Raw genomic sequence first — 22,127 nt, 5'->3', positions numbered from 1 at the left:
CTCACATCCCCTGATACATACTGAACATTGCCATATAAATCGCAATTACTATAAAACCTGCAACCAATGCGATAAAAATAAGTAGCGCGGGTTCAAGCATGGCTATTACCTTAGCCACCGCCTGCTCAAGTTCGTTGTCATAATACTTGGCAACTACATCCATTGTATGTTTCATTTCACCGGTTTCTTCTCCGACTGCTACCATATCAGTCAATATGTCCGGCATGACCTCTGTCTTGCGCATGGATTCCGCAATGGTCCGACCCTCTTCTATACTTCCAACCATTTCCGCTATCTTCTGCTTATATATCTCATTAGTCATAACCCTGGATGTTATGCTTACAGATCTGGTCATCGGCAATCCGGCACTTATCATTGTTGCCATTGTATTTGCAAACAAGCTCGCGGCATTAAGCTCCACAATATTTCCAAAAAGCGGAAGCTTTAGCTGTAGTTTTGCTATTTCCAGTGCTCCCTTCGGAGTTTTCTTATATACAACGAAAAGTATTATGATCAGAGCCAAAAGAGTAATTATTATAAATATGTTATCTCTGAAAAAAACCGACACTCCTATAAGTATTCTTGTTGGTAACGGAAGTTGTTCACCGATTTCATCAAACAGTGCTGTAAATGTCGGTACAACCTTCACCATCAAAATAATAACTACAATAACAGCCACAAAAAGTACAAAGAGAGGATATGTCATAGCACTTTTTACCTTAGCGCCCATCTTGGTTTGTTTGTCAAAATGCCTGAACATTGAATCAAACGCACCGGAAAGATCTCCTGCCTCTTCTCCTGCTCTTATGGTTTCGCAAAAGGTAGGCGGAAGAACGCCCTGTCCATGATCCTCAAATGATGATGAGAGAGATCTTCCTGCTTCAACATCAGCAAACACTTCCCCCAGCAGTTTTCTTAAAAACTTGTTAGTCGTCTTATCACCAATCAGCTTTACAGCCCTCGCAATAGGAATTCCCGCAGTAAGGATTGTGGCAAACTGGCTGCACATCAGTGTAAAGGCCTTGGAATCAAGTTTCTTCGCTGTTATATCCGCACTCAAAAAGCCGGGAAGTTCAAAGGAATCCCTTTTAATTTCCTTAATGGATAGAACCACATCATACTGTTCTCTTATCTTTGCAGTTGCTTCAAGCTGGTCGATTGCTTCCAACATTCCCCTGACCTGTTCTCCCGAAGCAGAAAGCGCTGTATACTTGTAGCTGTTCATTTTTCCCCTCTGAAGTAAATAATTACTACCAAAAACGCTGCATTTTCATACAATTACTAATTCATATTTCTAGATACATAGTCCTTGTTTACTGCATAATGAAGTGCTGTATCTCTGGATATCAGACCTCTTCTTACAAGCATTACAATTGACTGGTCCATAGTCTGACCACCAATCTCCGCACTTGTTGCCACCATATTTGCTATCTGCGGGGTATCTCCCGTTCTTATAAGATTCTTGATAGCATCTGTAACAATCATGTATTCCGATGCAAGAACTCTTCCACCATCCTTTTTAGGAAGAAGCTGCTGCGTAATTACTGCTTTCAAGACCATTGAGAGCTGCATCCTGATCTGTTGAGCTGATCCTTCTGGAAAAACCTGCACCATTCTGTCTATTGAATCGGATGCACTTCCTGTATGAAGAGTTCCAAAGACAAGATGTCCTGTCTCAGCTGCTGTTATTGCAGTCTCTATAGTTTCTCTGTCTCGCATTTCGCCTATCAGTATTACATCCGGGTCCTCTCTTAAGGATGCTCTTAATCCTGCTGCAAAACTCGGTGTATCCTTCCCAACTTCGCGTTGATTTATAGCGCACAGATCAGCTTTGTAAACATACTCAACCGGATCCTCAAGTGTTACGATATGCCTCTTATAGTTATGATTAATATCATCAAGTATTGCCGCGAGTGTAGTGGATTTTCCTGAACCGGTTTCTCCTGTTACCAGTACTATTCCTTTGTGAAGCTTTGGAAGATCCAATACTCCCAGCGGTAGTCCCAATGTCGATAGATTTGGTATATTCTCTGACAAAATTCTTATGGCTACCGAAGGAACTCCCTGCTGTTTATATAAATGAATTCTGCATCTTGCACCAGATATGGTATCTGCTGCGTCAACCTCTCCATCCTTCATAAGCTTATTAAAAACTTCCTCTGTTCCTGACAGATGCCTGGCAACATTTATGCATTCCTCGCTACTTACAGGTTCATCCTCCATATTTTCCAGCGCTCCGTCCTTTCTGTACTTAGGACAAAGACCGCATATAATATGAATGTCAGAGGCACCTTCCTCTTTCGCTCTAGCTACAAGCGTTTCAATACTTGTCATTAATTCACCTTCTTAATCATTTTCATTGGTTACTCTAAGTACCTCATAGGCAGTTGTGACACCCTCCAGCACTAGTCTCATCCCCGCCTGCTTTAGTGAAACAAAGTTGCTTTCATCTTTTTTAAGCTCATTTTCTATTTCTGCTCTTCCGGCCTTTTTACTGATCAAATCTCTTATGGCAGGTGTCACCATCATGATTTCAAAAATAGCGATTCTTCCTGAATATCCGGTGTTAAAGCATTGTTGACACCCTTTGCCGTATCTGAATTTTGTTCCGGGTTGAATTTTTACGCCCAGCCTGTCAAGTTCCTCCTTCTGCGGCTCATATTCCTCAGAGCAATAAGGACATATACGTCTTACAAGTCTCTGTGAAATAACACCTCTCAAGGTTGCAGAAATAAGATATGGCTCAACACCTATATCCTCAAGTCTGTCTATTGCACCAACTGCATCATTGGTATGAATGGTACTCATAACAAATCTTCCGGTAAGTGCTGCTCTCATACAGATTTCTGCCGTTTCACCATCACGTATCTCACCTACAGACACAATATCCGGATCCTGTCTAAGGATTGCTCTTAAGCCATTGGCAAATGTCATATTTGTCTTGGTATTAACCTGAACCTGATTAAGCCCGTCAAGATTATACTCAATTGGATCTTCCAATGTTACAAGGTTAACATCTCTGGTGTTAAGCTCATTTAGCATCGCATACATAGTGGTCGTCTTACCTGAACCGGTAGGACCTACCAGAAGCATTATTCCATTCTTGTAGTGAATGAGCTTCTCATACTTAACCATGTCATCAGGGCTAAGTCCCAGCATCTCTTTATCAATTTCAGTATTGGATTTATCAAGCAGACGGCAAACTACCTTCTCGCCCCATGCTATGGGCAGCGTGGACACACGCATATCAAGGCTTTTATTCAGAACGCTTACTGCAAAGCGGCCGTCCTGTGGAATTCTTTTTTCAGCCACATCCATCCCGGACATGGTTTTAATACGGGCAATTACTGCCGCAGTTATGTCTTTCGGAACCTTGAGGATGTCTCTTAAGACGCCATCAATACGCATCCTTACATCCATTTCATTTTCTCTGGGCTCAAGATGTATGTCGGATGCATGCTCCGATACCGCACGCTCAATAATCGAATTAACCAGACGAATAGTGGGTGCGCCTTCATTTTCTCCGCTTATGGAGTTAGACGAAATAATGAAATCAAAGGCAGATTGCGAAGATGCTTCCACTTCGCTCTTACTATCTGTTCCATGTTCCCTCTTATAATCTGCTATAGCCTGCTTTGCATTTTCATTCCCATAAAGAGTATTTATTGCTCTCTCAACAGAAACATGCGTGGCTATAAGCGGAATAATCCTTAAATTTGCTACTTTTCTTACTTCATCCAGCGCATAGATATTAAGGGGGTCATCCATAGCAACATATAACGCATCCCCTTCTTTCTGTACCGGAACCAGATGATTCTGCTTGGCAATATTCCTTTGGACATACCTTGTCATCTCCTGCGGAATATTAGCTTTTGCAAGATCCACATAGTCAACCTCCAGCTGTATAGCAAGCGTTTTTGCTATATCCTCCGGACTGACTATCTTATTTTTAATTAAAACTTCACCAAGCTTTTCGTGGGTCTTTTTTTGCATATCAAGAGCATATTCCAGCTCTTTCTCATTTATCAGACCCCGTTCTATAAGCATATCGCCGATTCTTTTTTTTGCCATATTTCCCCCTGAAAAGAAAAACGAATCTATATGCTACGGTTTCACCCATTTCGATGTGACTTTTTGGTCGTCCCCAAAGATGATCAGCAGATATTTGCCCTTATGATCCTCAGAAGAGCCGTAGGGTTCTACCTTAATAACTGCTTCTTCCGGTTCGACAAAGGTCTTATTTTGAGCGTCATAAACCATTTTTTCGAGCAGGTCATTTTGCGTATAAAGTAGACGCGCCTCATGTTCAGCAGTTATCTGCACCTGCCTGTCCATATCCTCTAATGCGTCATCAGTCTTGCCGTTAAAGCTTTTTACTATAACCACAACAATTAGAGCAATCGCTATCACAATTGCCAGCACTAATATGCGAGATACGCCCCTGGAATTTGATAATTTTCCCATAATCCGCTTCACAAAAAAAAGTACGCCAAATTATCCCTCTGCTAACAAGCATCAGAGAGCTAATACCCAAGAGTTTCCATATATCAATTGATGGTTATTGTACCATCCTGACCACATGATACAGACCAACTGCCTGATGTTTTTGCTGCAGGTGGTGTTATACCGCTGGGCCATGAAATCTCAGATTGCCATCCTTCTTTTTTCTGCTGTACGGGAATTGTCTTTGCTCCAACAGCGCTTCCTGTCTCAAGATACTCTGCCATGACTTCTGCGTACAGAGCTCTGATGTTGGCGGCGTCTGTTGCTTCCCTTGCCTTCTCAAGCTGATTGGTGAAAGTAGGAATTGCGATTGCAACCAGAACTGCTATAATAGCAACTACTATCAAGAGCTCAGCTAGTGTGAATCCCTTACCTTTTTTCAATCTCTCCCTCATCTGTCTAATCATTTTACGTCTCCTTCCAATCGGAATTAAATAACGAAAAAATAATTTTGTATTTTTATTTTAACCCCTCACATTTTATTACACAAGGAAAGCAGCACGGATTTTTCTAAAAATCTTATAAAAAATTCCGATAACTTTTTTATAAGTTATCGGAATTAGTCAGTATTATTTAATCTCTATTTAGCATATTTCAGCACCTGAGGGCATAGCCTTTTCAGGTGTCATAAGAGCCAGATTACCTTCAGCGTCCTCTGCACAAAGAAGCATACCCTCTGATTTAACCCCGGCAAGCATTGCAGGCTTTAAGTTAACAAGTACCATTACCTTCTTACCAACCATCTCTTCAGGTGAATAATATTTACGGATTCCGGATACTATCTGCTTTGTCTGGCTTCCTATTCTAACCTGTGAGCACAAAAGCTTCTTGGACTTCGGTACAGCTTCACAAGCGATTATCTCACCTACCTGGAACTGCATCTTCATGAAGTCATCAAAGGTTATCTCATCCTTAGCAGGAATATCGATTCCTTCTCCGTCGTCTCCATCTTCTGCATTATCCTCGACGCCTCCAATTACAATGGCATTGGCTTCCTTTATCATTCCGGCTTTAGTAAGGTTTTCCTTTGCCTTTTTCTGAGACTCAATAAAATCTGCCTTCTGCTTTTCAGTGATCTTGGCAGCTTCTGCAAGAACTTCGTTCAGATCCTTTCTTGCAAAGCACTGTTCCGGAGCATCCGTAATCTTTGTTCCGCTCTTAAACATACCAAATGTATCAAGAGTATCAAAATCACGGCTCTCAGTATTAAGCATTGCAAAAATCTTCTCAGCTGTTCTTGGCATAAAGGGCTCAAGAAGACTTGTTCCAATGGTAATACCCTCTACAAGATTATAAAGAACTGTTGACAGTCTGTCCTTCTGAGCTTCGTCTTTTGCAAGGTTCCACGGCTCTGTTTCATCAATATATTTATTGCAGCGCTTAAATACTGTGAATATCTCTGTAAGAGCATCAGCAACTCTGAGATCATCCATCTTCTTTTCAACCTTTTCATAAGCGCTTGTGCATACAGACTTGAGATCAGCATCCACACCGCCTTCTACACCCTTATCAGCAACCACGCCGTCAAAATACTTATTTGACATTGCGATTGTGCGGTTTACAAGGTTTCCAAGTGTATTTGCCAGATCTGAATTGTATCTCTCAACCATAAGTTCCCATGTGATAACACCATCGTTGTCATAGGGCATCTCGTGAAGTACAAAATACTTAACAGGATCTACACCGAAAAGACTTACAAGATCATCGGCATAAATAACATTTCCCTTACTCTTACTCATCTTTTCACCGCCCTGAAGGAGCCAGGGGTGTCCAAACACCTGCTTGGGAAGAGGCTCGCCAAGTGCCAGAAGGAAAATAGGCCAATATATTGTATGGAATCTGATAATATCCTTACCTATAAGGTGAAGATCTGCAGGCCACCATTTTTTATAGTCTTCGCTGCTATTATCCACATCATATCCAATTCCTGTAATGTAGTTTGTAAGAGCATCAAGCCATACATATACAACGTGCTTCTCATCAAAGGTTACAGGAATTCCCCATTTGAAGGATGTTCTTGAAACACACAGATCCTGAAGTCCCGGAAGAAGGAAATTGTTCATCATCTCGTTTTTACGGGAAACAGGCTGAATAAATTCAGGATGGGTATTGATATGCTCAATAAGCTGAGGAGCATACTTACTCATCTTAAAGAAATATGCCTCCTCCTCAGCGGGATGTACATCAGATCCACATTCGGGACATTTACCATCCACCAGCTGAGACTCTGTATAAAAAGCCTCACATTCTGTACAATACATTCCCTTATAGGAGCCCTTGTAAATATCTCCCTGATCGTAAAACTTCTTGAAAATCTTCTGAACCTGCTGAACATGATCCTCATCTGTGGTGCGGATAAATCTGTCATAAGAAGTATCCATCATATCCCAGAGGCTCTTAATAGTACTTGCAACGCCATCTACAAACTCCTTGGGGCTGTTGCAGCCTGCCTCGATGGCTCTTGTCTCTATCTTCTGTCCGTGCTCATCTGAGCCTGTCTGAAAATGAACATCGTAGCCATCTTTTCTTTTATATCTTGCTATAGCATCGGCGAGCACTATCTCATAGCTGTTACCTATATGTGGCTTACCGGATGTATAAGCTATCGCTGTTGTAATATAATATTTCCCTTTATTCTGCATTATTTTGAAATCTCCTCTAAAACAAATAATAATCTTGACCCGGCTTATAGAATAGCCCAAAATTCACTTTACCAGCAGAGTATGTCGCATCCCGTTTCAGTAACCAAGACCTCAACTTCCCACTGTGCTGACGGTGAACCGTCCTCTGTGTATACTGTCCAGTCATTGTCTGCATCAACAAAAATCTTATCACCGCCCATGTTTATCATAGGCTCGATTGTAAATACCATTCCGGGCACCATGATCATCTCTGTGCCTGGCTTACTTACAAAGCTTACCCATGGCTCTTCATGAAACTCATTACCGCAACCATGTCCGCCAATCTCGCGAACTACTGTATATCCATTCTTAAGAGCATGCTGATGAACCGCATCACCCATGTTTCCAAGCGGTGTCCAGGGTATTACATTTTTCACACCAATATCAACCGCTTCCTTAGTAACATCAACCAGCTTCTTCCAGGCAGGATCAACATCACCTATGCAAAACATTCGGGAGGAATCTGAAAAATATCCATTTAATATAGTAGAGCAGTCAACGTTTATGATATCGCCGTCCTGCAAAATATCTTCTGTAGAAGGTATTCCGTGGCAAACCATATCATTAATAGATGTGCAAACACTTTTGGGAAATCCTTCATAGTTAAGAGGTGCAGGAATTCCACCCATTTTTCTGGTCACATCAGCAACAATATCATCAATGTCCTGAGTCGACATGCCTGCCTTAATCTTGTCTCCAACCTCATCAAGACAAGCCATGTTTATTTTTGCGCTTGCCTTAATACCCTCTATATCCTCCTTTGTCTTAAGGAGTGATCTATGAGGAACTATCTTTCCTTCTCTTTGAAGATTAATAATCTTTTCATCAAAAGCTTCATGGCAAGCCTTATACTTCTTACCACTTCCGCACCAACATGGTGCATTTCTATCCATTTTCTTATACATCGTTCTAACTATCGACCTTTCTTTAAAACCGCATTTAAAGTCTATTATCTAGTATGCCTTTACTATCTTCTATTGTCAACGCGCCTTACTCGATTTTCTCTATTATCATTGCATATAGTTGCACTTATCAAGCTAAAATATCTATTAGCTATTACTAACTTCCCCTATTCTACTCTCCGAAAGTGCCATGGCCACAAATACATACATAAAGGATGTCGCATATACATGCTGAAAAAAGAATAGGCTGCAGGCAAAGTATCCGGATAATGACAAAAGCGCAACTAATGACATTCTATGCTTGTCCGCTCTTTTCCACAAAAATGCAAATGAAGAAACAATAAATCCTGCATATGAAACAAATCCCGGTATTCCATTTTCAATAATAAAATTCAGGTATTCATTATGTGCCACCATAAGCTTGTACTTTCCATACATTTCCCCAAGAGCTACAGCATAGTCATCAAATGAATATATATAACCTGCAAATCCGCCCTGTCCTACTCCTACAAGCATTCTAAATGGCGACATTCTTAAGAAACCTCCCACAGCACATCTCCAGTTGAGTCCTCTGTGAGTTCCCCAATCGTAATCAAAGTTAAGAAATCTGATATTTGCAAGACTCCCTGCTTTTTCCGGGTAATTAGTCACCACCACCATTGCTGTAATTGTAATTAAGATAGCAAACAACAGGATAGTCACCAGAACGCGATACAATATGATAAGTTTATTTCTGTTCCACTCCTTTTGTCCTGTGCATATAATTCCCGCAAATATCAGTGCCGAAACAATCATCAACATAATCCCGATATGTTTTTTAAGGAGGGTATTTACAGCATCGTTCTCATCCACAAATACAAACTTTTCATGAAACAGTCTGAATACAAGTACATATACTATTTCTGACACAACGCCTATCGTCGCAAGAATAATCACAAATCTTTCCAATAGCCGTCGCTCTTTCACACATACTCCAAACAGAACAAACAGCTCAACCATAATTACAGGAAGAATCGTATCACTTCCTACCACCCAGGCTCCCATAAATATGCATATATCCACTATCAGAATAATTATCCCGGTATGAAAGTTCTGCTCAAATATATAAAGTCCTATCCCTGCACCCATAAGACATGACATATACATTGTTGCCCAATTTGTCTGTCCAAGCGTGGAAATAAAACCTGGATATTTGTTTCCCATATCAAGCGGATAGATATCAAACCTGTTTAAAACTGTAAGTATACCGGTAATTCCTGCTCCCACACCTGCAGCTATCCATATAATGTGGCTTTCTTTGTAGTAAAAGCAGATAAGGAGCATCGATACAATAAACATTATCTGGGTAAGCAGCCCCATATGCCAGCTTCCTTTTCCAAGCCATGACACTGCCATATCAGTTGAAAAAATATACGATAATAAATTAAGAGCAAGGAAAATAATCAAAAAAGTAATTGGAAGCGGGAGCTTTTCTTTGGAAAATTTCCATTTATTGCAGACCATTTCCGCAGCAAAGCAAATCCCGCCTGCCAACACAATAAATCCTATTGTGACCGCTCTGTAAAAAACGTATTTGGCATTTGCGATATTAGCATATCCGTCCTGATAGTAGAGCGGTAGCAGCGCCATTAAAATAACCAGATAGCATCTTGTCAGCGATTCTCCGTATTCATGTATAACCTGTCCCGTAGATTTCTTTTCTTTTTTCAATGATAAGTTACTCCTCCAACCAGCCAAAAATGCACCAATTCACATTAAATCTGAATTCCCCCGCATACAATGACAATTATACTTATCAAAAAAAGCACAGGCAAGGATTTCTCCCTACCTGTGCTCCTATATATCATCTGATTTTTCTCTCAAAAATATATGATCATCATTTTGATCCTGCTGCCTTGTAGGATTTATGCAGCTGAAGATTTTCACAATCAGGTGGTGAATTAACAAGCGAATCATTTCTAACCTTGCAGGAAGCATTTCTGCAGTCTCTGCATCTATAACCTGAATGATTTGAATACATTTTCTTGCACTCCAATGAGCAGAAAGCATGATTACTTTCTCTAGCTGTAAACATCCTTCCACAATTCATGCAAATGTTCCTTACATTATGCGCCATAATATCACCACGCCTTTCACCACTGCAGGGCATACCCTCACATTAATTATATGATGTGTAGCGCAGTAATTCTCGATATTTAGAGAAATTTTAGAAAAAATTAAGGAGCGATATTACTTCATTTTTGCAAGAAGATTCTTTACATTATCTGTAATGTCCCCACCAAACACTGCAGATCCGGCAACAATTACGTTAGCACCTGCTTCAAGAGGTGTTCCGATATTGTCTGAGGTAACTCCTCCGTCAATCTCAATATCAGTTGTAAGCCCCATGTCATTTATCATTTTTCTGGCTTCTCTTATTTTCTCTGTGCATTCATTTATATACTTCTGTCCGCCAAAGCCCGGCTCAACAGTCATAACAAGCAGCATATCGATATGATTGATATAGGGTTTCACTGCCTCTACAGGCGTCTTTGGTTTAATTGCCAGTCCAACCTTTTTGCCAAGACTGTGTATCTTATCTATCACCTCTCTCGGATCAGAAGCAGCTTCTACATGGAAGGTTATTATATCTGCTCCGCTCTCTGCAAACTGCTCCACATATCTGATGGGTTCCTCTATCATAAGGTGCACATCATATACCTGATTTGAAGCCTTTCTTATTGATTTAAGAACAGGAAGTCCAAAGGATATGGAAGGTACAAAAATGCCATCCATTACATCAAAGTGCAAATACTGAGCACCTGCCTCCTCTGTTTCCTTTATCTGCCTGCCCAGAATAGTAAAATCTGCTGACAGTATCGATGGTGAAAGAATATTCATAGTTCTACAATCCTTAAAATATTTATTGACAATAATTGATACATTACTTTTTTACATTATTTTGAAGAAAAAATCAAAAAATAATTTGGTACCCGTTTTTACACGAAAAACAGGTACCAAACCTTTTTAATACACTTATTATTTTCTGCTTTTTATTTCAGAAACTCTTTGACTGTGTTATATACGCCTTCACCATCAAGTCCATACTTCTTAACCAATTCTCCGGCAGGTCCGGATTCACCATAACGATCCTGCATACCGATCTTCTTAACAACAGTAGGGTGCTCCTCAGCAAGAACATCACAAACAGCAGAACCAAGTCCGCCGATAACAGAATGCTCCTCAACTGTTACAACCTTACCGGTCTTCTTAGCTGTAGCTACAACAAGCTCTCTGTCTATAGGCTTGATTGTGCAGATGTTAATAACCTCTGCGCTTATTCCATCAGCTGCGAGCTTCTCAGCGGCTTCAAGTGCTGAACCTACACCAATACCTGTTGCAATGATGCTGACATCAGTACCCTCGCGAAGAACAGTTCCTTTGCCAAGCTCAAACTTATAATCAGGTCTGTCATTAACAATAGGGCAAGCTGCACGTCCAAAACGGATGTATACAGGACCTTCGTGCTCAGCTGCTGCGCGTACGCAAGCTCTTGCCTCGATATCATCTGCAGGACACATAACTACCATTCCGGGAATGGTACGCATAAGCGCAAGATCCTCGTTGCACTGATGGCTGGCACCATCTTCACCTACAGTAATACCCGCATGTGTTCCACCAATTTTAACATTGAGGTGCGGATATCCTACTGAATTACGAACCTGCTCAAAAGCACGTCCTGTAGCAAACATAGCAAATGTGCTTACAAAAGGAATCTTACCTGTTGTTGCAAGTCCTGCTGCAATGCCCATCATGTTACATTCAGCGATACCACAATCTATGTGGCGATCAGGAAACTCTTTTTTAAACCAACCTGTTCTTGTTGCTGCTGCAAGGTCTGCGTCAAGAACAACAATCTTGTCGTTTTCCTTAGCAAGCTCTATAAGTTCTTTACCATAGCTGTCTCTTGTAGCTATCTTCTTAACTTCGCTCATTTTAACCTCCTTATGCCTCTAATGCTTCGCCAATCTTGTTGAGATCGTCCATAGCCTTAGCATACTCTTCATCATTAGGTGCTACGCCGTGCCAGGAAACCTGATTCTCCATGAAAGAAACGCCCTTACCCTTTGTTGAGTGTGCGATGATAGCTGTAGGCTGTCCCTTTGTTTCTCTAGCTTCCTTGAATGCTGCTCTAATAGCATCAAAGTCATGTGCATCTATATTGATTACATGGAAGTTAAATGCCTCAAACTTCTTATCGATAGGATAAGGTGAGCATACCTGATCAACAGGTCCGTCAATCTGAAGGCCGTTATTATCAACGATAACTACAAGGTTGTCAAGCTTTCTGAAGCCGGCAAACATTGCTGCTTCCCAAACCTGTCCTTCTTCAATCTCACCATCTCCAAGAAGAGTATATGTTCTGAAGTCTTTATTATCAAGTTTTGCAGAAAGTGCCATACCGCATGCTACAGAGATACCCTGTCCGAGTGATCCTGAAGACATATCAAGTCCCGGAAGATACTGCATACTGGGATGTCCCTGAAGTCTTGATCCAAGCTTACGAAGAGTCTTAAGCTCCTCTACAGGGAAGTATCCACGCTGTGCCATTACAGAATAAAGACCGGGTGCTGTATGTCCCTTGGAAAGTACAAAGCGATCACGATCTGCCTTAACCGGATCCTTAGGATCAATATTCATCTCCTCAAAATACAGATATGTGTAAATATCTGCTGCTGACAGTGATCCGCCCGGATGACCTGCACCTGCTGCGTGAACCGCTGTGACTATGCCCTTGCGGACTTCATTTGCAATTTTCTGCAATTCTTTGTTCGTCATAATTCCTCCACTTCCTTTGCTATCTCTTTATGCGACGGGGCCTATGCCCACGCAAAACAACAATAACACAAATAGCAATATGTGACTATTAGATTTTTGCTGTTTTATTACTAAAAATTGTTAATAAAAAATATATTTCACAAGATATTTTTGCTCACTTTTGACCGTAATAAGCATTGGCACCATGTTTTCTGTAGTAGTGCTTGTCCTGAAGTTCCTGTGGTGCAGGCATAACTCTGGGGTTTATAACCTCGCATCTGTAAGCCATCTTTGCCACTTCCTCGGTTACTACCGCGTTATGAACTGCTTCGTGCGCATCCTTGCCCCATGAAAATACCCCATGATTCTTACAGAGTACAGCAGGTACTGCAACAGGATCCTTATCCATAGCATTAAACTCATTTACTATCAAATGTCCTGTATTCTCTTCATATGCATCTTCTATTTCATCTTTTGTAAGACATCTTACACAAGGAATCTCACCATAGAAATAGTCAGCGTGTGTTGTACCATAGCAAGGAATTGATCTTCCCGCCTGAGCCCAGCTTGTAGCATAAGATGAGTGTGTATGAACTACACCGCCAACCTCCTTAAATGCCTTGTAGATTTCAACATGAGTTGGTGTGTCCGACGAAGGATTAAGTTTACCTTCAACCTTATTACCCTCAAGGTCCATAACAACCATATCATCAGGGGTCATAGTCTCATAATCTACGCCGCTTGGCTTTATTACAAACAATCCTGACTCTCTGTCTATTTCACTGACATTTCCCCATGTAAAAGTGACAAGGCCATATTTGGGAAGCAGAATATTTGCTTCATAGACCTTCTTTTTTAGTTCTTCTAACATCTGATATCTCCTACCTTTCCGCTCGCTTTCTATAAAACAGATAAAGCTTTTTATCAATTAAGTGAATTAACAGCAGCTCTTTCGATTTCAAGTCCTGCTTTATAATCCTTCATGAATTCATCAAAGCCCTTAACATCTTCTGCTACAGGTTCGAATGTCTCAACCTTTCCACCCTTGAATACCTTATTGTTAAGATATTGCTCAAGAGTCTCACCATTCTCCTTATTAAGCATGAATCCTGCAAGTATTGCCTGTCCCCATGGGCCGCCTTCACCTGCTGTCTCCATGAGCTTTATCGGTGTATCAAGGGCTGCTGCCATCACTCTGTCACCAACTCCTCTGATTTTAAAGAATCCGCCCTGGCCAAAGAAGAAATCTGCCTTAACATTCTCTTCCTTCATAAGGATATCGTTACCAACCTTAAGAGCACCAAGTGCTGTATACAAATGTGTTCTCATGAAGTTTGCAAGGTTCATCTTGGCATCAGGTCTTCTTACAAACAGCGGCCTTCCCTCATTAAATCCTGTAATACTCTCACCTGAAAAATAGTTGTATGCAAGAAGTCCGCCACAGTCTGCATCACCTTCCATAGCCTTTTTATAAAGTGTTCCATAAAGAGTATCATCATCTATATCATTGCCTGTTGCTTTAGCAAACTCTCTGAAAAGCCCAACATATGCGTTAAGATCTGATGTGCAGTTATTGCAGTGTACCATTGCAACCTGCTCACCTGAAGGTGTTGTAACAAGGTCAAGTTCCGGATATGCCTTTGAAAGGTCATGCTCAAGAACAACCATTGAAAATACTGAAGTACCTGCCGAGATATTTCCTGTTCTCACGCCAACAGAATTTGTTGCAACCATACCGGTTCCGGCATCTCCCTCAGGAGGACATACAGGGATTCCTGCTTCAAGTGTTCCTGTAGGATCAAGCTTTTTCGCACCTTCTGCAGTCAGTTTGCCACCATCAGCTCCTGCAGGAAGTGACTTCGGGATTATATCGCGAAGCTTAAAACTATAGCCTTTTTCTGCAGCAAGCTTATCAAACTGACCCACCATCTTCTCATTGTAGTCACAGGTTGCTGAATCTATAGGGAACATTCCTGAAGCATCACCAACGCCAAGAACCTTCTCTCCGGTAAGCTGCCAGTGAATATAGCCTGCAAGAGTTGTGAAAAATGCAACATTTTTCACATGCTCTTCACCGTTTAACATAGCCTGATAAAGATGTGCTATGCTCCATCTCTGCGGAATATGGTATCCGAAAATCTCAGTAAGCTCATCTGATGCTTTTTCAGTTATTGTATTTCTCCATGTGCGGAAAGGCACAAGAAGATTATCATCCTTATCAAAAGCCATGTAACCATGCATCATTGCTGAAAATCCCATGGCGCCAACCTTCGTGAGCTTTTCTCCGTACTGCCTTTCAACATCCTCCATAAGATTTTTATAGCAATCCTTAAGTCCACCCCAGATATCATCAAGTGTATAGGTCCATATACCATCCTCAAGTCTGTTTTCCCAGCTGTGAGACCCCTGAGCAATAGGATTGTTATCCATATCAGTAAGTACAGCCTTTATTCTTGTAGAACCAAACTCAATTCCGAGCAGTGTCTTTCCATCTGCTATTGCCTGTTTTGCATTACCCATTATTTTTCTCCTCCAAATTTGTAAAATATTATTTCGCAGAGATCCTATATTTCTCTGACAGAACCCCTTACAGTTATCTCTTCTTCAAACTCATATGTGGCCAAAAATCCGGGATGATGAATCAGCCTCACCAGATTCTCCGCAGCTCTTTCCCCAAGCTTTTCCTTGGGATGCGGAATGGAATCGATAGGTGGTCTTGTAAGCTTTGCAAGATCAGAATCATCCATGCTCACAAGAGATATATCCTCCGGAATGCTCCTTTTATCCTCATCCAGAATCTGTATTACAATAGCTGCAACTTCATCGTTATAACAAAAGACCGCTGTACAATCTGACAACCTGTCTCTTATTTTTTCTCTAATATGCTCCTGTTTTTTTAAATCCTCGGTATCAAGCCATATTATTTTGGAATCATCAGGCGCAAGATTCTCTTCTGAGATTGCTTCGAGGTATCCGCTGTAGCGGTCAAGCCCCTGCCTGTCATCCATCTTAAGTACACATCCTATTTTCCTGTGTCCTTTATCAAGAAGGCTTCTTACAGCTTTGTACGCACTCTTTTTATCATTCATGGACACGTGCGGTATGCCGTTTATATTGCCTGCTTCAGGGTTCCATCCCCCTGACATTTCCGGATAGTAACTATTCATGAAAAGTATTGGAATATTCATCGCAGAAATCCTGGCCAATAAATCCGTATTGGGATTTGGTAAAGCACTCCTTGTAGGCTCCAGTATTATTCCTGCAACCTCATCCCTGCTGATAATCTCAGTGAGTATTTCCCTCTCTCTGACAGACGAATTATTTGTAAAGAAAAGTTGTACTGAATATCCAAGCTCCCTTAACTTGCTCTCAATGCCCTGAATAGTCTTGGGAAAAATATAGCTGTCAACATAAGTTGTTATTACAGCTATCCTGCTGCGCTCTCCGCTGCCAACCCTCTCATCTGTAACATAGGTCCCACTTCCCCGTTCAGCAGTAAGTATTCCCTCCTGTACAAGTATTCCTATAGCATGTCTGGCTGTCTGCCTGCTTATATTAAATTGAACACACAAGTCATTTTCAGATGGAATCTTATCGCCGGGTCCCAGCTTGCCGCTGCTAACCTGCTTGCCAATCCAATCTATGACCTCCTGATATTTTGGCACTTTTCCCCTCCGGTCAAACCAGTCTTCGATATGCATTTATGCAGGTATCCGATCTATTGCCATTTTGAGCATACAAAAACCTCGCTATGAATTTACATAACAATCATAGCGAGGTTGTATACATCGGTCAACAGTTTTGGTCTTGTGATTTTATACAAGTTTTATAAGTTGTATATGTACAAGTTGACGTTTCTATTTTACAAAATAATGTCTTCCAAGCCACCTTGAAAGCCCATCCAGTCCGGGATAAACGATTCTTTCCGAGATATTTTGATGGTCCAGCATGTCTCTGATCTGCCATCTCAGTTCTTTATCTATTATGTACTGAGTTGTAAGACTTGTATTCTTATTAAGAAATCCTTGTATGTCCTCCATCTGGCTCGGTATTACCGAGAAAAACGAGTACTGGTTAACAATTCTGAGGTCAACGGACGGAGGTTCTATTATTAGCATGGCTTTATCCTGCATATCCTCATCATACTCTTCAAGAGAGTCGCAAACCTCCTGAAGCATATCAACAGAGAATACTGTTGTACTGTCTCTTTTGGCAACATTCTGATATTTCTCTGGCAAAAGATCATGAAGTTCATGAATATCTATTCTCCAGACAATACTGTCATGTGTCGACATCTCTTCAAGGTCATTTTCTGTAACTGAAAAATGAAGTGCTATAAGAGGTGAAAAAGACCAGTCCAAAAGCCTTGTCGGAAGGCCATGGTGTTGCCCGAATATCATCTGTCTCCAAACAGATCTCTCTATCGTAGGCTCCTCGAGAGCCGCATATTTTGTAAAATTCCTTAGAATGCAGGGTTCAAGTTGCCTTCTCTTTTCCTTACAATTACGCATAAGACTGGTGGTCAGTGCAAACTCAGCATTGGGTACGCCTCTGTAAACATACAGGTTTCTGTTTCTTCCAAGATCCTCTCTGTACTCCTGTTCGGAAATCATTTTGAAAAGTGTATCCATATCATGAATTCTGACTGTTTTTATCATGCTGTAACACGCCCCCCTTCTTACATGTTGTCGATATATCCCCTGTCCCAAAGCATTATTTTTAATTTCTTTGCAAGTTCAACTGCAGGAGCCGTAAAGTACTGATTTGTCATAACCGCTCCTACCATACAGTCATAGTAATCCTTACCGGCATAAATTTCCTGTACCGCTTTTACTCCTATAGGCTTATCGTAGCATTTACATTGAATCGCATAACTAATGCCATCCTTTTCAGCAAGAATATCTGCTCCGAAGTCTCCACTGCCCCTCGTTACTTCTACTTCTGAAAATCCGTGTTCTTTAAGTAGGTCAGCGCAATAATACTCGAAGTCATGACCTTCAAGCTCATCCATCGGTAAAGGTCTGTTTCTTCTAATCCGCAATATGATCAAAGTAATCAGCAGCAGTATCAGGATCATACCTGCAACTGCTGTCACTACAATAATGTTTTTATCAAGCATGAGCGCATTATCCCTTCTTAGAACCATTTAGAAGTGCCTGATAAATCTCACGTTTTCCGACGCCTCTGTCAGAGGCGACCTGTTTCATGGCATCTTTATGGCTCATTCCGTTATTTTCATAGTAGGCCATGTGATCTTCAAGACTCATCTTTGACCACTCCTGCTGTTTTTGCTTATCCAGCTCATCAAGGCTTACGCCCTCTATTACCAGAACATATTCGCCCCTTGGTTCATTCTCCTCATAATAGGAGACTGCACCGTCTAGTGTTGTCGGCATAACCTCTTCAAATCGCTTTGTAAGCTCACGGCAAATTGTAATCTTGCGCTCGCCAAGTGCCTCTCTCAAGTCCGCTAATGTAACCCTCAAATGGTGAGGTGCTTCATACATGATGATGGTTCTGTGCTCATCTTTAAGGCTCTCGAGAATTCTTCTTCTTTCCTTTTTGTCATCCTGCCCCGGCAGAAAGCCTTCAAATACGAATCTTCTGGTATTTAAGCCTGATAGCGTAAGTGCAGTAATACATGCGGCAGGTCCCGGAAGAGAAGTAACTGTTATCCCTGCCTCATGGCACATTCTCACCAATACCTCTCCCGGATCAGAGATAGCAGGCGTTCCTGCATCAGTAATAAGTGCTATATTTTTGCCTTCCTGCATCAGCCTTATCAGGTATTCTGCCTTTTCAACCTTATTGTATTCGTGATAGCTTGTCATCTCCGTGTGTATATCAAAATGGTTTAAAAGCTTTATACTGTTCCTGGTATCCTCTGCTGCAATAATATCCACATTTCCAAGAGTCTCTAATACTCTGGCTGTTATATCATTCAGATTACCTATAGGTGTTGCACAAAGGTATAACATCCCCTGCATATCAGAAGCCATAATTCTCCTTTATTTCCCGGGTGTACTCTCCGGGCTTATCGTATATTATAAGTGGCGGTTCAACAGTTATCCTTGGCTTTCCGTCCCTTAGTCCCTCTACCAGAACCATGCTTGGTTCTTTATCTACATAAGGGTGAACCATTCTAATTCTCTTTGGTTCCAATCTGTTTTTCCGCATACATTCAAAAATCTCTGCCAGCCTGAAAGGCCTGTGAACCATATAGAATTTGCCCCCCGGATGTAGCATGATTTTCGCTGCCCTAAGCACATCGTTCAAATCGCATAGGACTTCGTGCCTGGCAATTGCTTTAGGGCTATCGGGGTTTGTCAGTCCATGTCCCTTTATCATGTATGGCGGATTTGTCGTTACAACGTCAAAAGAGGCAGGTTCAAATAATCGCTCCGCCTCTTTTATATCGCCATTAACTATGCTGACACGGTCAGTAAGATTGTTATATATAACACTTCTCATGGCCATATCGGCACTGTCTTTTTGAATTTCAAGTCCAACTAAATGCTCTGCTTTAGTCTTTGCAGACATAAGAAGCGGTATAATACCGGTTCCTGTTCCAAGATCAAGTACCTTGTTACCTGCTGCCGCAGTTGCAAACCCCGATAGTAATACCGCATCCATTCCAAAACAGAATCTGTCCGGATCCTGGATAATCATCAGCCCGTTTCTCTGAAGATCATCCAGTCGTTCACCGTCTTTAAGGATATATTCCATGTCCTTAGTTCTTTCCATCCGATTCCTCACCACGATTCCGGTTTCTGTTATCCTGTCCTTTATTATCATGGTTTCCGGAATTCTGACCTCTGTTATTATGGTTCTTTTTGTTAAAATTTCTTCGTCTGTTATTCTTCTTATCGAAGTTTTTCTGCCCTTTTCCCTGACCGGAGCCTTCCCTGTTTTGCTGCTGCGAATTTCTGTCATCTCCCTGAGAAGAAGTCTGAGCCTGCACATTTTGATTTTCTGAGTTCTGTCTGTCTTTTCCCTGATTATCCTTATTCTGGCTCTCTCTGCCTTGATTATCCTTACTCTGGCTCTCTCTGCCCGGATTATCCTTACTCTGACTCTCTTTTCCCTGATTATCTTTATTCAGACTATCAGTATTTTGATTTTCTTTACTATTCTGATTGTCCTTATTTGGATTATCTTTATTTTGGTTGTCTTTTCCCTGATTGTATTTGTTTTGTTTATCCTTAGCCTGATATTCCTTGCCGGAATTATTTCTGTTCTGATTATTCTGGTTTCTGTTTTTTGCAGGTTTTTCCGAAGAAGCATTCAAATCCTTATCCTGCTGTTCCAAAGCCTTTGCAGCCTCTTCATCAGCATCCTTTTCCTTAGGGCCATTCTGCTTATGCTTCTGCTTTTTTCTTACAAGAGTAAGATCATCCACGTTAACTTCGTGAACTTCCTTCTCATCATCAACATCAACGAGTATACGAACTGTCTGCCTTAGGATGTTTACACTTGCAACCTCACCTTCAAGGTCATCATTTGTTTTGACAATGTCACCAACTCCCGGCATCTTGCGGTTAAGTTCCTCGTATACATCCTCCTCGTTTTTAAGGCAACACATAAGTCTTCCGCAAACACCTGAAATCTTTGTCGGATTAAGGGACAGATTCTGTTCCTTTGCCATCTTGATAGACACAGGAATAAAATCTGATAAATACGAATGGCAGCAAAGCGGTCTTCCGCAAATACCGTAGCCACCTATTATTTTTGTCTCATCTCTGACACCAATCTGTCTGAGTTCTATTCTTGTCTTAAACTCAGAAGCAAGGTCTTTTACAAGATCTCTGAAGTCAATTCTTCCATCCGCAGTGAAGTAAAAAAGCACCTTATTATTATCGAAAGTGTACTCAGCATCTATAAGTTTCATCTCAAGCCCGTGCTTGATGATCTTTTCCTTACAAATTCTGAACGCTTCCTTTTCCTTTGCTCTATTGCTCTTTTCCTGCTCATTATCCTTATCATTAGCCATACGAAGCACAGCTTTAAGAGGCTTTGTCACCTCTTCGTCTTCGATATCTCTAGGGTCTGACAGTACTGTGCCATATTCCACCCCTCTGGCTGTTTCAACTATTACATGGTCACCCTTTTTTATATCAAAGTTACCCGGATCAAAATAATAGATCTTTCCGGCTGTTCTGAATCTTACGCCGATAACTCTGGTCATATATTATAAATTCTCCTTTATATCAAGCATCAGCATCTGGAGAGTCATCATGCTGTTAACATTTGCACGAATTCTGTTTTTTGCTCTCTCAATTGCCTCTAAAATATTATCAATTTGTTTATACGTACATTTTTTCGTAACACTACTAATATACGACAGTTTATCCGCGAAAATCAAGTGATCCGCGCTCTCCTGTGCCTTATAGACAAGCAAGTCCCTTACATAAAAAAGTAAGACATCCAAAAAGTCCCCTGTCATTATTACGTCAGGCTTTTTATCTGTAGAATCTTCCGGGGTCAAAAGTACAAGAAGCCTTTCCGCGATATCCCCTGCCTGTGTCCTTGGAAGTCTGTCCAACAGATCAATTGCTCCGTTTTTCAATTTCTCAAAGTTTTCATTTTCCGTTAAAAGAATAGCCTTTCCCACATTTCCCTGCGCAAACGAAACTGCAAGCCTCGCCTTGTAATCAACGACTTTCCTTTTTTCCATAAGGTATTTTTGTATGAGATCATCCCTTACCGGTTTTATGGGAAAAACTATACATCTACTGAGTATAGTCGGAAGAAATGCGTCAACATTTGAAGTCAGTATGATGATAGTAGTATAAGCAGGCGGCTCCTCAAGCGTTTTTAAAAGAGCGTTCTGCGCCTGCTGAGTCATCAGTTCACCGTCAGGAATTATGTAAATCTTGTGATCCGAATATGGTTTTATGTATACGTCGTCACATACCTGCGTTCTTATCTCATCTACACCTATAGAGGTTGGTTTTTCATGGATTACGATCCGAATATCAGGATGAGAACCTGATAGCGCCTGTTTGCAGGAATGGCATTCCTCACAGGGTTCCAAATATCCTGCTATATCCTTTTTATCCTCACAGAGAATCGCCTGCGCAAAGATCTTTGCGATCATCTTTTTTCCACTACCGGTATCTCCCGATATGATATACGCATGTGATATTTTCCCCGTTTTAAGAGCATTCTGCATGTGATCCTTAATCTGCTCCTGCTCTATTATGTCTGAAAACCGTGCCATAAACGGCAGCTCCTCCCAATTCTT

Annotated in this window: 20 protein-coding genes and 1 pseudogene; all 21 read right to left on the bottom strand. The window is 41.2% G+C overall.

Going from position 1 to position 22,127, the window contains the following annotated elements; all coding sequences use genetic code 11:
- Position 1 precedes the first annotated feature (1 nt).
- On the bottom strand, positions 2-1,225 hold the full coding sequence (locus tag ACHCNF_RS10835; protein ID WP_408069804.1) for a type II secretion system F family protein: 1,224 nt from the start codon (positions 1,223-1,225) through the stop codon (positions 2-4).
- A 56-nt stretch (positions 1,226-1,281) separates the two neighbouring features.
- Positions 1,282-2,334, bottom strand: a complete 1,053-nt coding sequence (locus ACHCNF_RS10830; protein ID WP_408069803.1) for a type IV pilus twitching motility protein PilT — start codon at positions 2,332-2,334, stop codon at positions 1,282-1,284.
- A 12-nt stretch (positions 2,335-2,346) separates the two neighbouring features.
- A complete protein-coding gene (locus tag ACHCNF_RS10825) occupies positions 2,347-4,071 on the bottom strand; it encodes a GspE/PulE family protein (protein ID WP_408069802.1) in 1,725 nt (574 codons plus the stop codon).
- 33 nt (positions 4,072-4,104) lie between these two features.
- Positions 4,105-4,464 (bottom strand): hypothetical protein, encoded by a 360-nt coding sequence (locus ACHCNF_RS10820; RefSeq protein WP_408069801.1) that lies wholly within the window; start codon positions 4,462-4,464, stop codon positions 4,105-4,107.
- Between the two features lie 83 nt (positions 4,465-4,547).
- Positions 4,548-4,910: a competence type IV pilus major pilin ComGC gene (locus ACHCNF_RS10815; RefSeq protein WP_408069800.1), complete on the bottom strand. Its 363-nt coding sequence runs from the start codon at positions 4,908-4,910 to the stop codon at positions 4,548-4,550.
- Between the two features lie 177 nt (positions 4,911-5,087).
- Positions 5,088-7,145: a methionine--tRNA ligase gene (metG, locus tag ACHCNF_RS10810; protein ID WP_408069799.1), complete on the bottom strand. Its 2,058-nt coding sequence runs from the start codon at positions 7,143-7,145 to the stop codon at positions 5,088-5,090.
- Between the two features lie 68 nt (positions 7,146-7,213).
- The gene (locus tag ACHCNF_RS10805) at positions 7,214-8,089 is read right to left on the bottom strand and encodes a methionyl aminopeptidase (protein ID WP_408069798.1); all 876 of its coding nucleotides are present in this window, start codon (positions 8,087-8,089) and stop codon (positions 7,214-7,216) included.
- A 144-nt stretch (positions 8,090-8,233) separates the two neighbouring features.
- The gene (locus ACHCNF_RS10800) at positions 8,234-9,796 is read right to left on the bottom strand and encodes an O-antigen ligase family protein (RefSeq protein WP_408069797.1); all 1,563 of its coding nucleotides are present in this window, start codon (positions 9,794-9,796) and stop codon (positions 8,234-8,236) included.
- 166 nt (positions 9,797-9,962) lie between these two features.
- The gene (locus ACHCNF_RS10795) at positions 9,963-10,175 is read right to left on the bottom strand and encodes a hypothetical protein (RefSeq protein ID WP_408069796.1); all 213 of its coding nucleotides are present in this window, start codon (positions 10,173-10,175) and stop codon (positions 9,963-9,965) included.
- Positions 10,176-10,315: 140 nt separating this feature from the next.
- Complete coding sequence (gene rpe, locus ACHCNF_RS10790; RefSeq protein WP_408069795.1) at positions 10,316-10,966, bottom strand: ribulose-phosphate 3-epimerase; 651 nt, start codon at positions 10,964-10,966, stop codon at positions 10,316-10,318.
- A 152-nt stretch (positions 10,967-11,118) separates the two neighbouring features.
- Positions 11,119-12,060 (bottom strand): transketolase family protein, encoded by a 942-nt coding sequence (locus ACHCNF_RS10785; RefSeq protein WP_408069794.1) that lies wholly within the window; start codon positions 12,058-12,060, stop codon positions 11,119-11,121.
- 10 nt (positions 12,061-12,070) lie between these two features.
- Positions 12,071-12,904 carry a transketolase gene (locus ACHCNF_RS10780; RefSeq protein WP_408069793.1) on the bottom strand — a complete coding sequence of 278 codons (834 nt, stop codon included), beginning with the start codon at positions 12,902-12,904 and terminating at the stop codon, positions 12,071-12,073.
- 154 nt (positions 12,905-13,058) lie between these two features.
- Entirely contained in the window at positions 13,059-13,754 is a 696-nt protein-coding gene (locus ACHCNF_RS10775) for an L-ribulose-5-phosphate 4-epimerase (protein ID WP_408069792.1), read from the bottom strand.
- A gap of 53 nt (positions 13,755-13,807) precedes the next feature.
- Positions 13,808-15,403, bottom strand: a complete 1,596-nt coding sequence (locus tag ACHCNF_RS10770; protein WP_408069791.1) for a xylulokinase — start codon at positions 15,401-15,403, stop codon at positions 13,808-13,810.
- 44 nt (positions 15,404-15,447) lie between these two features.
- Positions 15,448-16,548, bottom strand: a complete 1,101-nt coding sequence (locus ACHCNF_RS10765) for a GntR family transcriptional regulator (RefSeq protein WP_408069790.1) — start codon at positions 16,546-16,548, stop codon at positions 15,448-15,450.
- Positions 16,549-16,740: 192 nt separating this feature from the next.
- On the bottom strand, positions 16,741-17,541 hold the full coding sequence (locus ACHCNF_RS10760; RefSeq protein WP_408069789.1) for an FRG domain-containing protein: 801 nt from the start codon (positions 17,539-17,541) through the stop codon (positions 16,741-16,743).
- A gap of 20 nt (positions 17,542-17,561) precedes the next feature.
- Entirely contained in the window at positions 17,562-18,029 is a 468-nt protein-coding gene (locus tag ACHCNF_RS10755; protein WP_408069788.1) for a restriction endonuclease, read from the bottom strand.
- Complete coding sequence (gene rsmI / locus ACHCNF_RS10750; protein WP_408072229.1) at positions 18,010-18,870, bottom strand: 16S rRNA (cytidine(1402)-2'-O)-methyltransferase; 861 nt, start codon at positions 18,868-18,870, stop codon at positions 18,010-18,012. The genes ACHCNF_RS10755 and rsmI overlap by 20 nt, the downstream gene beginning before the upstream one ends.
- A 1-nt stretch (position 18,871) precedes the next feature.
- A complete protein-coding gene (locus tag ACHCNF_RS10745) occupies positions 18,872-19,609 on the bottom strand; it encodes a tRNA1(Val) (adenine(37)-N6)-methyltransferase (RefSeq protein ID WP_408072228.1) in 738 nt (245 codons plus the stop codon).
- A 568-nt stretch (positions 19,610-20,177) separates the two neighbouring features.
- A pseudogene (locus tag ACHCNF_RS10740) lies at positions 20,178-21,068 on the bottom strand (stage 0 sporulation family protein); the annotation flags it as partial.
- A 3-nt stretch (positions 21,069-21,071) separates the two neighbouring features.
- Positions 21,072-22,103 (bottom strand): DNA polymerase III subunit, encoded by a 1,032-nt coding sequence (locus ACHCNF_RS10735; RefSeq protein WP_408069787.1) that lies wholly within the window; start codon positions 22,101-22,103, stop codon positions 21,072-21,074.
- Between the last annotated feature and the right edge of the window lie 24 nt (positions 22,104-22,127).

Source organism: Butyrivibrio sp. NATIVEDY162 (assembly GCF_045999815.1).
Classification (GTDB): Bacteria; Bacillota; Clostridia; order Lachnospirales; family Lachnospiraceae; genus Butyrivibrio.
This window is presented reverse-complemented; position numbering and strand designations above follow the sequence as displayed.

Bases quoted from the DNA above. Each gene is read 5' to 3' on its own strand.
- metG (WP_408069799.1), bottom strand. From the start codon at position 7,145: ATGCAGAATAAAGGGAAATATTATATTACAACAGCGATAGCTTATACA.
- ACHCNF_RS10745 (WP_408072228.1), bottom strand. From the start codon at position 19,609: ATGGAATATATCCTTAAAGACGGTGAACGACTGGATGATCTTCAGAGA.
- ACHCNF_RS10775 (WP_408069792.1), bottom strand. From the start codon at position 13,754: ATGTTAGAAGAACTAAAAAAGAAGGTCTATGAAGCAAATATTCTGCTT.
- ACHCNF_RS10760 (WP_408069789.1), bottom strand. From the start codon at position 17,541: ATGATAAAAACAGTCAGAATTCATGATATGGATACACTTTTCAAAATG.
- rsmI (WP_408072229.1), bottom strand. From the start codon at position 18,870: ATGCAGGGGATGTTATACCTTTGTGCAACACCTATAGGTAATCTGAAT.
- ACHCNF_RS10830 (WP_408069803.1), bottom strand. From the start codon at position 2,334: ATGACAAGTATTGAAACGCTTGTAGCTAGAGCGAAAGAGGAAGGTGCC.
- ACHCNF_RS10815 (WP_408069800.1), bottom strand. From the start codon at position 4,910: ATGATTAGACAGATGAGGGAGAGATTGAAAAAAGGTAAGGGATTCACA.
- ACHCNF_RS10735 (WP_408069787.1), bottom strand. From the start codon at position 22,103: ATGGCACGGTTTTCAGACATAATAGAGCAGGAGCAGATTAAGGATCAC.
- rpe (WP_408069795.1), bottom strand. From the start codon at position 10,966: ATGAATATTCTTTCACCATCGATACTGTCAGCAGATTTTACTATTCTG.
- ACHCNF_RS10805 (WP_408069798.1), bottom strand. From the start codon at position 8,089: ATGTATAAGAAAATGGATAGAAATGCACCATGTTGGTGCGGAAGTGGT.
- ACHCNF_RS10825 (WP_408069802.1), bottom strand. From the start codon at position 4,071: ATGGCAAAAAAAAGAATCGGCGATATGCTTATAGAACGGGGTCTGATA.
- ACHCNF_RS10785 (WP_408069794.1), bottom strand. From the start codon at position 12,060: ATGAGCGAAGTTAAGAAGATAGCTACAAGAGACAGCTATGGTAAAGAA.
- ACHCNF_RS10835 (WP_408069804.1), bottom strand. From the start codon at position 1,225: ATGAACAGCTACAAGTATACAGCGCTTTCTGCTTCGGGAGAACAGGTC.
- ACHCNF_RS10770 (WP_408069791.1), bottom strand. From the start codon at position 15,403: ATGGGTAATGCAAAACAGGCAATAGCAGATGGAAAGACACTGCTCGGA.
- ACHCNF_RS10795 (WP_408069796.1), bottom strand. From the start codon at position 10,175: ATGAATTGTGGAAGGATGTTTACAGCTAGAGAAAGTAATCATGCTTTC.
- ACHCNF_RS10755 (WP_408069788.1), bottom strand. From the start codon at position 18,029: ATGGTTCTAAGAAGGGATAATGCGCTCATGCTTGATAAAAACATTATT.
- ACHCNF_RS10780 (WP_408069793.1), bottom strand. From the start codon at position 12,904: ATGACGAACAAAGAATTGCAGAAAATTGCAAATGAAGTCCGCAAGGGC.
- ACHCNF_RS10820 (WP_408069801.1), bottom strand. From the start codon at position 4,464: ATGGGAAAATTATCAAATTCCAGGGGCGTATCTCGCATATTAGTGCTG.